We start from the raw sequence: 12,449 nt of genomic DNA, 5'->3' as shown, positions 1-12,449 counted from the left end.
GATGAGCGAGCACGCCCTGACCCCGATGACGAAGAGCGCCCGGCAGGCGATCGTCGTCGAGCTCCTGGAGACCCGCGAGGTGCGCTCCCAGCCTGAGCTCGCCGACCTGCTGGGCGGTCGGGGCGTGCATGTCACCCAGGCCACGCTGAGCCGCGACCTGGTCGAGCTGGACGCGGTCAAGGTCCGCTCGGCCTCCGGCACCCTCGTGTACGCCGTCCCCGCCGAGGGCGGCAACCGGTCCCCGGTCACGGGCACGGGGGAGAGCGCCGCCTCCCAGCACCGGCTGTCCCGCCTGGCGTCCGAGCTGCTGGTCAGCGCCGAGGCCAGCGCCAACCTCGTCGTCCTGCGCACGCCGCCGGGCGCCGCGCAGTTCCTGGCCAGCGCGATCGACAAGGTCGAGCTCGCCGACGTGCTCGGAACCATCGCGGGCGACGACACTGTGCTCGTGATCGGGCGCGACCCTGCCGGGGGAGACGCCCTGGCCCACAAGTTCACCGCACTCGCCGAGGGCGACACCCGAAAGGATGCACAGAGTTGAGCAAGGTCCTGACCTCCCTTCCCCAGGGAGAGCGCGTCGGTATCGCCTTCTCCGGCGGCCTCGACACCTCCGTCGCGGTGGCCTGGATGCGCGACAAGGGCGCGATCCCGTGTACCTACACCGCCGACATCGGTCAGCCCGACGAGCCCGACATCGCCGGCGTGCCCGCCCGTGCGAAGCAGTACGGCGCCGAGATCGCCCGCGCCGTCGACATCAAGCCCCAGCTGGTCGAGGAGGGCCTCGCGGCGCTGGCGTGCGGCGCCTTCCACATCCGCTCCGGCGCCAAGGCGTACTTCAACACCACCCCGCTCGGCCGCGCCGTCACCGGCACCATGCTGGTGCGCGCCATGCAGGCCGACGACGTCAACATCTGGGGCGACGGCTCGACGTACAAGGGGAACGACATCGAGCGCTTCTACCGCTACGGGCTGATGGCCAACCCGGAGCTGCGGATCTACAAGCCGTGGCTCGACGCGGCCTTCGTCGACGAGCTCGGCGGGCGCCACGAGATGAGCGAGTGGCTGGTCGCCCACGACCTGCCCTACCGCGACGCCACCGAGAAGGCGTACTCCACCGACGCCAACATCTGGGGCGCCACCCACGAGGCCAAGACCCTCGAGCACCTCGACGTCTCGCTCGAGACGGTCGAGCCGATCATGGGCGTGAAGTTCTGGGACCCGTCCGTGGCCATCGAGACCGAGGACGTCTCGATCGGCTTCGAGGCGGGGCGCCCGGTCGCCATCAACGGCCGGCGCTACGACGACGCGGTGGCTCTCGTCAACGAGGCCAACGCCATCGGCGGTCGCCACGGACTCGGCATGTCCGACCAGATCGAGAACCGGATCATCGAGGCCAAGTCCCGCGGCATCTACGAGGCGCCCGGCATGGCGCTGCTGTTCACGGCCTACGAGCGCCTGCTCAACGCGATCCACAACGAGGACACCCTCGCCAACTACCACCTCGAGGGCCGCAAGCTCGGCCGGCTGCTCTACGAGGGGCGCTGGCTCGACCCGCAGGCGCTGATGCTGCGCGAGTCCATCCAGCGCTGGATCGCCTCGCTGGTCACCGGCACGGTCACCCTGCGGCTGCGTCGCGGCGACGACTACACGATCTTGCGCACCGAGGGGGAGAACTTCTCCTACCACCCGGAGAAGCTCTCCATGGAGCGCGTCGAGAACGCCGCGTTCGGCCCGACCGACCGGATCGGCCAGCTGACCATGCGCAACCTCGACATCGCCGACAGTCGCGCGAAGCTCGAGGCGTACGCCGGCCAGCCGCTCGACCAGGGCACCGTCCTCGTCGAGCACGGCACCCTCTTCGGCGAGCTCCCGGCCGGCGGCTACGACCAGATCACCGCCAACCCCGAGGGCGGCGACGAGGGCGAGGCGCTCCTCGAGGACGTCGCGATGGAGCTCGGGACCGACTGATGCCGACCCGGCGCGAAATGGCTCCGGAGATTGTGCCGACCCGGCGCAAAGTGGCACGGGTACTTCCGGTCAGCAGCGAGGGCAGGGTCCTGCTGCTGCTCGGCTGCGATCCCGCGCTGCCGGACGTGCGCTACTGGTCCAGCATCGGCGGCGGTCTGGAAGCGGGGGAGACCCACGCTGAGGCCGGTGCCCGCGAGCTGCGCGAGGAGACCGGCATCGCCGTACCCGTGGCTGCGCTCGGTGAGCCCTTCGGCACCTTCGAGGTGGAGTTCTCCTGGAACGGGCGCGACTACGTCAACGAGTCGACGCTGTTCGCGCTCGTCCTCGACGAGACCCCCATCAGCTTCGCCGGGCTCGACCTGTTGGAGTCGCAGTCGATCTTCGACGCGGCCTGGTGGACCCCCGACGACCTCGACCATGACGGCCGCGCGGTGGACCCGCGGCTCATCGACCAGATGCGGGCGGCGATCGCGCACGCCCGGCGCGACTGACAGGAGCGGAACAGCGCAATGAGCACCAACACCGGCAAGCTGTGGGGCGGACGCTTCGAGGGCGGACCCTCGCCGGAGCTGGACGCCCTGTCGCGCTCCACCCACTTCGACTGGCGCCTCGGTCTGTACGACATCGCCGGCTCCCACGCCCACGCCAAGGCGCTCGGTGCCGCGGGCCTGCTCACCACGGACGAGGAGGCCGAGCTGCACCGCGGCCTCGACGCGCTCGCCTCCCGGTTCACCGACGGCTCGCTGCGGCCCGACCCCTCCGACGAGGACGTCCACGGGGCTCTCGAGCGGCTCCTCATCGAGGAGGTCGGCCCCGACGTCGGCGGCAAGCTGCGTGCCGGCCGGTCGCGCAACGACCAGATCGCCACGCTCTTCCGGTGCTACCTGCTCGACCACGCGCTCACCGTCGCCGACTTGGTCCTCGACCTGGTCGACGCCCTCGCCGGCCAGGCCGAGCGGCACCTCAGCTCGGTCGCCGGGGGACCGGCGATCATGCCGGGCCGCACCCACCTGCAGCACGCCCAGCCGGTGCTGCTCTCCCACCACCTGCTCGCCCACGCCTGGGCGCTGCTGCGTGACGTCGAGCGGCTCGGCGACTGGCGACGCCGGGTGGCGGGTGACTCGCCGTACGGCTCCGGGGCGCTGGCCGGCCAGAGCCTCGGCCTCGACCCCGAACTGGTCGCCCGCGAGCTCGGCTTCACCGGCTCCACCGCGAACTCGATCGACGGCACGGCCTCCCGCGACTTCGTCGCCGAGTTCGCCTACGTCGCCGCCCAGACCGGCATCGACGTCAGCCGGATCGCCGAGGAGGTCATCCTCTGGGCGACCAAGGAGTTCGGCTTCGCCACGCTCCACGACTCCTGGTCGACGGGGTCGAGCATCATGCCGCAGAAGAAGAACCCCGACATCTCCGAGCTGGCTCGCGGCAAGGCCGGCCGCCTCGTCGGCAACCTGACCGGGCTGCTCACCACGCTCAAGGCCCTCCCGCTCGCCTACAACCGCGACCTGCAGGAGGACAAGGAGCCGGTCTTCGACTCCGTCGACACCCTCGAGGTGCTGCTCCCGGCCTTCACCGGCCAGATCGCGACCCTCGTCTTCGACACCGACCGGATGGGGGAGCTGGCGCCCCAGGGCTTCTCGCTCGCCACCGACATCGCCGAGTGGCTGGTCAAGCAGGGCGTCCCGTTCCGGATCGCCCATGAGCTCGCCGGCGCGTGCGTGCGCGAGTGCGAGGGGCTCGGCATCGAGCTCGACCAGCTCACCGACGAGCAGTTCGCGGCGATCTCGCCCCACCTGACCCCCGACGTACGCACCGTCCTGACCGTCGAGGGCTCGGTCGCCTCGCGCGACGGCCGCGGCGGCACCGCACCCGTTCGCGTTGTCGAACAGCTCGCTGACCTGCGCAAACGCGTTCTGGAGGCACGCTCTGAAGGTTGAGGGGCACCCCGATTTGCAACGAGGGGGACGTGTGCTGTTAATGTTCTTCTCGTTGCGGGGAACGCAGCGAAAACCTCCGGGGCAAGGCCCCAAACAAGAGGATTTCGCTACGCCCGCAGCACGGTTCAGACTCCGGTCTGACACTCCGGAAGCCCGGAGTTGACGAGCAGGACACGAACCACTAATGTTTCACAGGTTGCCCCGCGACCGAGGCCCGAGAGGGTCGAAGCGCGAGTGCGTGTGATGTTTGAGAACTCAACAGTGTGTCATGCATAGATTGTTGTGATGTTTGTGTGCATCTGGTCCCTTTGGGGGTTGGGTGTGTGTTTTCGGCAATGATGATTCTGTGGACGATTTTGTCAGCAGGTCTGTTTGTCAGGTATTGAGTTTTCTTATGGAGAGTTTGATCCTGGCTCAGGACGAACGCTGGCGGCGTGCTTAACACATGCAAGTCGAGCGGAAAGGCCCTTTTGGGGGTACTCGAGCGGCGAACGGGTGAGTAACACGTGAGTAATCTGCCCTGTGCTCTGGGATAGCCACCGGAAACGGTGATTAATACCGGATATGACTGTTGCCCGCATGGGTGGTGGTGGAAAGTTTTTCGGCGCAGGATGTGCTCGCGGCCTATCAGCTTGTTGGTGAGGTAATGGCTCACCAAGGCTTTGACGGGTAGCCGGCCTGAGAGGGTGACCGGTCACACTGGGACTGAGACACGGCCCAGACTCCTACGGGAGGCAGCAGTGGGGAATATTGGACAATGGGCGGAAGCCTGATCCAGCAACGCCGCGTGAGGGATGACGGCCTTCGGGTTGTAAACCTCTTTCAGTACCGACGAAGCGATCTTTTGTGGGGAGTGACGGTAGGTACAGAAGAAGGACCGGCCAACTACGTGCCAGCAGCCGCGGTAATACGTAGGGTCCGAGCGTTGTCCGGAATTATTGGGCGTAAAGGGCTCGTAGGCGGTTTGTCGCGTCGGGAGTGAAAACAGCCAGCTTAACTGGTTGCTTGCTTTCGATACGGGCAGACTAGAGGTATGCAGGGGAGAATGGAATTCCTGGTGTAGCGGTGAAATGCGCAGATATCAGGAGGAACACCGGTGGCGAAGGCGGTTCTCTGGGCATTACCTGACGCTGAGGAGCGAAAGTGTGGGGAGCGAACAGGATTAGATACCCTGGTAGTCCACACCGTAAACGTTGGGCGCTAGGTGTGGGACCTATTCCATGGGTTCCGTGCCGTAGCTAACGCATTAAGCGCCCCGCCTGGGGAGTACGGCCGCAAGGCTAAAACTCAAAGGAATTGACGGGGGCCCGCACAAGCGGCGGAGCATGCGGATTAATTCGATGCAACGCGAAGAACCTTACCTGGGTTTGACATACACCGGAAGCCTCCAGAGATGGGGGTCTCTTTGATACTGGTGTACAGGTGGTGCATGGCTGTCGTCAGCTCGTGTCGTGAGATGTTGGGTTAAGTCCCGCAACGAGCGCAACCCTCGTTCCATGTTGCCAGCGGGTTATGCCGGGGACTCATGGGAGACTGCCGGGGTCAACTCGGAGGAAGGTGGGGATGACGTCAAGTCATCATGCCCCTTATGTCCAGGGCTTCACGCATGCTACAATGGCCGGTACAAAGGGCTGCGATCCCGTGAGGGGGAGCGAATCCCAAAAAGCCGGTCTCAGTTCGGATTGGGGTCTGCAACTCGACCCCATGAAGTCGGAGTCGCTAGTAATCGCAGATCAGCAACGCTGCGGTGAATACGTTCCCGGGCCTTGTACACACCGCCCGTCACGTCACGAAAGTCGGCAACACCCGAAGCCGGTGGCCTAACCCTTGTGGGGGGAGCCGTCGAAGGTGGGGCTGGCGATTGGGACGAAGTCGTAACAAGGTAGCCGTACCGGAAGGTGCGGCTGGATCACCTCCTTTCTAAGGAGCACACCGTTCTTGACAGCCGAATGTGTTGTTGGTCTATAGGGGTGTTCGGATAGTGGAACACAACAATCGTTGGACGGTATTAGCCGTTCGGTAGGTATGGCACGCTGTTGGGTGTCTGAGGCATCAGACGCCGCCAGGCTGGTAACTCTTCTCCACTGTTTGTCGGTGGGGTGGGGGGCTTGGTTGGGGCTGGTTTGGCTTCTGGTTGTTTGATTTCTTCATAGTGGACGCGAGCATTAATATTAGTGTTTGTTTCGTGATTGTTTTGTGTGTTCTCTTAATGAGGTTTGTTCTGCAGGGAGCCGCTGGCATGATGTGACTGCTCGACTTCGACCGTGTTTGTTCATGGTGGGGGTGGGGTTGTTGTGTGTGTTGGTGGTTTGTTGTGGGCAAGTTGTTAAGGGCACATGGTGGATGCCTTGGCATCGAGAGCCGATGAAGGACGTTGGAGCCTGCGATATGCCCTGGGGAGTTGGCAACCGAGCGTTGATCCGGGGATGTCCGAATGGGGAAACCCAGCTGGAGTCATGTCCAGTTACCCGCATCTGAATGAAATAGGGTGTGTGGAGGGAACACGGGGAAGTGAAACATCTCAGTACCCGTAGGAAGAGAAAACAAAAGTGATTCCGAGAGTAGTGGCGAGCGAAATCGGATGAGGCTAAACCCATGTCGTGTGATAGCCGGCAGGCGTTGCGGTGTGGGGGTTGTGGGAGTGTTGTTTCTGCCTCTGCCGGGGTGGAGCGCAGTGAGAAACCAAAGGCGAGGTCGAAGTCCGTTGGAAAGCGGTGCCGTAGCGGGTGATAGCCCCGTAGACGATAGTGTTTGGCTGTGTTCAGCATTTCCCAAGTAACACGCTACTCCTGAAATGGTGTGTGAATCTGGCGGGACCACCCGTTAAGCCTAAATACTCCTCGATGACCGATAGCGGACCAGTACCGTGAGGGAAAGGTGAAAAGTACCCCTGGCGGGGAGTGAAATAGTACCTGAAACCATGTGCCTACAATCCGTTGGAGCCTTGTGTACTTGTGCCGGGGTGACAGCGTGCCTTTTGAAGAATGAGCCTGCGAGTTAGCGATATGTGGCGAGGTTAACCCGTGTGGGGTAGCCGTAGCGAAAGCGAGTCCGAATAGGGCGTTTGAGTCGCGTGTTCTAGACCCGAAGCGGAGTGATCTATCCATGGGCAGGTTGAAGCGCCGGTAAGACGGCGTGGAGGACCGAACCCACTTCAGTTGAAAATGGAGGGGATGACCTGTGGATAGGGGTGAAAGGCCAATCAAACTCCGTGATAGCTGGTTCTCCCCGAAATGCATTTAGGTGCAGCGTTGCGTGTTTCTTGCCGGAGGTAGAGCACTGGATAGCCGATGGGCCCTACCAGGTTACTGACGTTAGCCAAACTCCGAATGCCGGTAAGTGAGAGCGTGGCAGTGAGACTGTGGGGGATAAGCTTCATAGTCGAGAGGGAAACAGCCCAGACCATCGGCTAAGGCCCCTAAGAGGTGGCTAAGTGGAAAAGGATGTGGAGTCGCAGTGACAACCAGGAGGTTGGCTTGGAAGCAGCCACCCTTGAAAGAGTGCGTAATAGCTCACTGGTCAAGTGATTCCGCGCCGACAATGTAGCGGGGCTCAAGCCATCCGCCGAAGCCATGGCAGTTCCATCTGTTTGAAGACAGGACCCAGGCGTCTCCTTGAGGGGCGTCCAGGGGTGGGGCTGGGTAGGGGAGCGTCGTGTCACGGGTGAAGCGCCACAGTGATGTAGGTGTGGATGTGACACGAGTGAGAATGCAGGCATGAGTAGCGAATCACGGGTGAGAAACCCGTGCGCCGATTGATCAAGGGTTCCAGGGTCAAGCTAATCTGCCCTGGGTAAGTCGGGACCTAAGGCGAGGCCGACAGGCGTAGTCGATGGACAACGGGTTGATATTCCCGTACCGGCGAATTGGCGCCCATGATGAGCCCGGTGATGCTAACCACCCGAAGCACTTGGTACTGATCCCTTCGGGGTGAGGGCTTGGTGTGGAGCGTGGGATCCGATCCGGTAGTAGTCAAGCGATGGGGTGACACAGGAAGGTAGCCCAACCGCCGCGATGGTAGACGGCGGGTAAGCATGTAGGACGGGGCTTAGGCAAATCCGGGTCCCAGCCCTTTGGTGGGTGAGTCTGAGATGTGATGCCGACCCCGTAGGGGGGAAGTGGGTGATCCTATGCTGTCGAGAAAAACCTCTAGCGAGCCATGAGCCGCCCGTACCCGAAACCGACTCAGGTGATCAGGTAGAGAATACCGAGGCGATCGAGACAACCATGGTTAAGGAACTCGGCAAAATGCCCCCGTAACTTAGGGATAAGGGGGGCCCGAGGTGTGTACCCACGTGCTGGGGAAGCGCCGGAGGCCGCAGAGACCAGGGGAAAGCGACTGTTTACTAAAAACACAGGTCCGTGCGAAGTTGTAAGACGATGTATACGGACTGACTCCTGCCCGGTGCTGGAAGGTTAAGAGGACCGGTTAGACGCACTTGTGTGTCGAAGCTGAGAATTTAAGCCCCAGTAAACGGCGGTGGTAACTATAACCATCCTAAGGTAGCGAAATTCCTTGTCGGGTAAGTTCCGACCTGCACGAATGGAGTAACGACTTTCCTACTGTCTCAACCATGGACTCGGCGAAATTGCACTACGAGTAAAGATGCTCGTTACGCGCGGCAGGACGGAAAGACCCCGGGACCTTTACTATAGTTTGGCATTGGTGTTTGGTTCGGCTTGTGTAGGATAGGTGGGAGACTGTGAAGTGGCCACGCCAGTGGTTGTGGAGTCATCGTTGAAATACCACTCTGGTCGTACTAGATGTCTAACCTAGGGCCATGATCTGGTTCAGGGACAGTGCCTGATGGGTAGTTTAACTGGGGCGGTTGCCTCCCAAAATGTAACGGAGGCGCTCAAAGGTTCCCTCAGCCTGGTTGGCAATCAGGTGTTGAGTGTAAGTGCACAAGGGAGCTTGACTGTGAGACAGACATGTCGAGCAGGGACGAAAGTCGGAACTAGTGATCCGGCCACTGCGAGTGGAAGCGTGGTCGCTCAACGGATAAAAGGTACCCCGGGGATAACAGGCTGATCTTCCCCAAGAGTCCATATCGACGGGATGGTTTGGCACCTCGATGTCGGCTCGTCGCATCCTGGGGCTGGAGTAGGTCCCAAGGGTTGGGCTGTTCGCCCATTAAAGCGGCACGCGAGCTGGGTTTAGAACGTCGTGAGACAGTTCGGTCCCTATCCGCCGCGCGCGTAGGAAACTTGAGAAAGGCTGTCCCTAGTACGAGAGGACCGGGATGGACGAACCTCTGGTGTGCCAGTTGTACCGCCAGGTGCATGGCTGGTTGGCTACGTTCGGAAGTGATAACCGCTGAACGCATCTAAGCGGGAAGCACGTTTCAAGATGAGGTTTCCCACCCCTTTTGTGGGTTAAGGCCCCCAGCAGAACACTGGGTTGATAGGCCGGAGGTGTACAGCAGTAATGCCCAGCCGACCGGTACTAATAGGCCGAAGACTTGCCACAACAAACCCCCAACACACTCAACAACACCAAACAAACACATTGTTCTGTTGAACATGTTGGTGCGCGCGTCCACATTGAAGATCCAACCCCGACCACATGATTGTTGTGTGGGAACCCGTTGCTGGGTATATCGGGGTTCATAGAGTTACGGCGGCCATAGCGGCAGGGAAACACCCGGTCCCATCCCGAACCCGGAAGTTAAGCCTGCCAGCGCCGATGGTACTGCAACCGAGAGGATGTGGGAGAGTAGGACGCCGCCGGACAAGCATTGGCTCAGGGCCAGCACCTCGTGTGCTGGCCCTGAGTGCTTTTTGGGATGCTTCGGGGATTCACGCGAGAATCATTCGTTCCTCTGGTTCTGCCGTGTGCCGTTGATCGTCCACAGCCCAGCCTGTCGCTGGCTCCTTCCACAGGTAGCGGCGTCGTGGGGCGGCCGTGTCGAGGGGGTGGCGCAGGATCGTCGGGTGGCGAGTCATCGGGGCTCGCCGGTGATCTGTGGAGGTGCTCGGAGGGATGTCGGCGGACACGGAGGTCAAGGCGTCGGTGACGGCGAACACGGTCCAGCTGAGTGGGCGGCTGGCCGCAGAGCCGGTGGAGCGGGTGCTGCCGAGTGGCGACCGGCTGTGGACCTGCCGGCTGATCGTGCCTCGGACCGACGTGCGGGTACGCCCGTCGGGACGCAAGGGGCCTTCGGTCGACGTGGTCGATCTCGCCGGCTGGTCGTCGAAGGTCCGCCGGACCATGCGGACCTGGCATGCCGGCGACGTGGTGGGCGTGGAGGGCGCTCTGCGCCGTCGCTTCTACCGAACCGGCGGTCAGACGGCGTCGCGGATGGAGGTCGAGGTCACGACGGCCCGGGTGCTGCGTCGCGCAGCGATCGGATGAGGACGCCGAGGCTCGGCTTGGGCTGGAAGGAGGTCGCCTTCTCGGGGAGCAGCCGGTCCGCCTCGGCGACCCGGAGGACCAGGTCGACCGACGGCGCGGGCATCAACACGGCGATGGCGTCCGGACGGGCGCCGCCGAGGGCGTCGTCGACCGTGTGGTGGTAGGCGACGGCGGCGGGCCCGTGCGGGAGCGCCGGGACGATCCGATGGTGAAGGACCTCGACCGCGGCCTCGTCGGGTCCGATCCCGAGTCCGATCACCGCCCAGCGCTCCCCGTCGGTGGCGGCGAGGCGGGCTGCGGAGAGGGCGTGGACCGCGTCAGCCTGAGCCTGCTCGTCGTAGTCGAGGCCGAGGGTCTCGGCGGCGTCGCGCAGGTCCTCGAGTGAGGTGCCGGTGAGCGTGCGGTGGATCGGGCCGAGGAAGAGCGGGGTGTCGGTCTGGTCGACCAGCATCGCGAGGCCGTGGTCGGTGGGGCGGGGGCCGGTGGGGTCGCTGACGCGGCGGCGCTGCAGCCGGAGGTACGCCGCGTAGCGGTGGTGGCCGTCGGCGATGAGGGCGCGGCTGCCGGCCAGCTCGGCGGCGATCGCCGCGAGCGTGTCGGGGGCGCGCTCTGCCCAGATCCGGTGCTCCTGGCCACCGCGGTCGGTGAAGGCGTGGTCCGGCTCGCGGCCGGCGACGGCGGCGAGCAGCTCGCGCAGCCGGGGGCTGCCCTGGTGGACGAGAAGGATGGGTGCGGGGTTGAGCTGCATCTCGTCCATCCGGTCGGCGAGCTCGTCGGCCTGGATGGGGTGGATGCCCTCGTGGGGCAGCACCGCGCGGTCCGCGGCGTGGGCGGCTCGGCGGGAGACGTCGAGGGCGCCGACCAGGCCGCGGACGGTCATCCCGTTGGAGCTGTACTCGTGGAGATAGAGCGCTGGCTCCGCGTCGGCGGTGACCAGGCCGCGGGCCTGCCAGCGCAGGAGGCGCGCGGAGACGTCCTTGTAGGGGCGGGCGAAGGCACGACCGGTGGTCGGGTTGCCGACGCGGGCGGGCACCAGCATGAGCGCGGGAAAAGGCTCCAGACGCAACGGACCGGCCACGTAGGGCGGGGTCACGAGGGCGGTTGCGTCCATCAGGGCATCGTACGGAGCCGGTGGTGGTGCGGGCTGGCAAGGTGGGGCTCGTGTTGCTCACATCCGCGGACCCGCTGACCGACGCCTACGACCTGGCGATGCTCGACCTCGACGGCGTCGTCTACATCGGGCAGGAGGCGGTCGACGGCGCGGCCGAACACATCGGGCGGGCGCGGGAGGAGGGGATGCGGGTCGCGTTCATCACCAACAACGCGTCGCGGCCGGCAGCGGTGGTCGCCGAGCACCTGCGGGAGCTGGGGGTGGCGGCGCGGACCGAGGACGTCGTGACGAGCGCACAGGCGGCCGCGCGGCTGCTGGTCGAGCGGTTCGACGCCGGGGCGAGGGTGGTGTGCCTGGGCGGGCCGGGGCTGGAGAGCGCGTTGGCGGAGGCGGGGCTGGTGCCGGTCGACGTGGAGGCGGACGCGGTGGCCGTGGTGAGCGGGTACGGGCCGCAGCTGCGCTGGCACGAGATCATGCGGGCGGCGGTGCGGGTGCGCGACGGCCTGCCGTGGGTGACGAGCAACACCGACCTGACCATCCCGACGGCGTACGGCGCGGCGCCCGGGCACGGTGTGCTCGTCGAGATGATGGAGCGGTTCACCGGGGTCACGCCGCAGGTGGCGGGGAAGCCGGCACGGCCGCTGCTCGATGAGACGGTACGACGCGTGGGCGGGCGGCGGCCGCTGATGGTCGGCGACCGGCTCGACACCGACATCGAGGGCGCCCGGAACGCGGGAGTCGACTCGTTGCTGGTGCTGACCGGGGTGACCGGGCTGGCCGAGCTGGTGGCGGCGCAGCGGAGGGAGCGACCGTCGTACCTGGCAGCGGATCTCGGCGGGCTGCTGGTCGCGCACCGGGCACCCGAGCAGGCGCCGGGCGGCTGGCGGCTGGGCGGATGGACCGGACGCGTGGTGGGTGGTCGGTTGGAGGTGGCGCGGACAGGTGAGGGGGCGAGCGCGGACGACTGGTGGCGGGTGGCGGCGGTGACGGCGTGGGCCTACCGGGACGAGGAGGGTGCGGTGGCGGACATCAGTGCGGCAAGGGTCCCCGGGACGGAGTCGGGGGCGCGGTAGCCTCGACCC

At 64.6% G+C, this 12,449-nt stretch carries 7 protein-coding genes and 3 rRNA genes; 9 read left to right on the top strand and 1 reads right to left on the bottom strand.

The features are described 5' to 3' along the window. Nucleotide 1: 1 nt before the first annotated feature. From ACUP6Y_RS12715 to ACUP6Y_RS12680, 8 genes are all read left to right on the top strand, one after another. On the top strand, nucleotides 2-538 hold the full coding sequence (locus tag ACUP6Y_RS12715) for an arginine repressor (protein ID WP_462551081.1): 537 nt from the start codon (nucleotides 2-4) through the stop codon (nucleotides 536-538). Further along, nucleotides 535-1,965 (top strand): argininosuccinate synthase, encoded by a 1,431-nt coding sequence (gene argG, locus ACUP6Y_RS12710; RefSeq protein WP_462551080.1) that lies wholly within the window; start codon nucleotides 535-537, stop codon nucleotides 1,963-1,965. Before ACUP6Y_RS12715 ends, argG begins: the two co-directional genes overlap by 4 nt. A gap of 50 nt (nucleotides 1,966-2,015) precedes the next feature. Then, nucleotides 2,016-2,456 carry an NUDIX hydrolase gene (locus tag ACUP6Y_RS12705; RefSeq protein ID WP_462551079.1) on the top strand — a complete coding sequence of 147 codons (441 nt, stop codon included), beginning with the start codon at nucleotides 2,016-2,018 and terminating at the stop codon, nucleotides 2,454-2,456. A gap of 18 nt (nucleotides 2,457-2,474) precedes the next feature. Next, on the top strand, nucleotides 2,475-3,902 hold the full coding sequence (gene argH / locus ACUP6Y_RS12700; protein WP_462551078.1) for an argininosuccinate lyase: 1,428 nt from the start codon (nucleotides 2,475-2,477) through the stop codon (nucleotides 3,900-3,902). Nucleotides 3,903-4,293: 391 nt separating this feature from the next. After that, nucleotides 4,294-5,822: ribosomal RNA gene (locus tag ACUP6Y_RS12695) — 16S ribosomal RNA — on the top strand. Nucleotides 5,823-6,218: 396 nt separating this feature from the next. Then, nucleotides 6,219-9,371: ribosomal RNA gene (locus ACUP6Y_RS12690) — 23S ribosomal RNA — on the top strand. A 146-nt stretch (nucleotides 9,372-9,517) separates the two neighbouring features. Further along, nucleotides 9,518-9,634 (top strand): 5S ribosomal RNA (gene rrf, locus ACUP6Y_RS12685). Together the 16S, 23S and 5S rRNA genes form the textbook arrangement of a ribosomal RNA operon. A 250-nt stretch (nucleotides 9,635-9,884) precedes the next feature. Next, nucleotides 9,885-10,256, top strand: a complete 372-nt coding sequence (locus tag ACUP6Y_RS12680) for a single-stranded DNA-binding protein (protein WP_462551077.1) — start codon at nucleotides 9,885-9,887, stop codon at nucleotides 10,254-10,256. Here ACUP6Y_RS12680 and ACUP6Y_RS12675 read toward each other — a convergent pair. Further along, complete coding sequence (locus tag ACUP6Y_RS12675; protein ID WP_462551076.1) at nucleotides 10,216-11,367, bottom strand: DUF1015 family protein; 1,152 nt, start codon at nucleotides 11,365-11,367, stop codon at nucleotides 10,216-10,218. The genes ACUP6Y_RS12680 and ACUP6Y_RS12675 overlap by 41 nt on opposite strands. Nucleotides 11,368-11,417: 50 nt before the next feature. On the opposite strand from ACUP6Y_RS12675, the gene ACUP6Y_RS12670 reads away from it, so the two are divergent. After that, nucleotides 11,418-12,440 carry an HAD-IIA family hydrolase gene (locus ACUP6Y_RS12670; protein ID WP_462551075.1) on the top strand — a complete coding sequence of 341 codons (1,023 nt, stop codon included), beginning with the start codon at nucleotides 11,418-11,420 and terminating at the stop codon, nucleotides 12,438-12,440. Nucleotides 12,441-12,449: the final 9 nt, after the last annotated feature.

This window comes from Nocardioides sp. S5-5 (assembly GCF_054954065.1).
This window is presented reverse-complemented; position numbering and strand designations above follow the sequence as displayed.

Coding starts and splice junctions, on each gene's coding strand:
- ACUP6Y_RS12680 (WP_462551077.1), top strand. CDS start 9,885: ATGTCGGCGGACACGGAGGTCAAGGCGTCGGTGACGGCGAACACGGTC.
- argH (WP_462551078.1), top strand. CDS start 2,475: ATGAGCACCAACACCGGCAAGCTGTGGGGCGGACGCTTCGAGGGCGGA.
- ACUP6Y_RS12675 (WP_462551076.1), bottom strand. CDS start 11,367: ATGGACGCAACCGCCCTCGTGACCCCGCCCTACGTGGCCGGTCCGTTG.
- ACUP6Y_RS12715 (WP_462551081.1), top strand. CDS start 2: ATGAGCGAGCACGCCCTGACCCCGATGACGAAGAGCGCCCGGCAGGCG.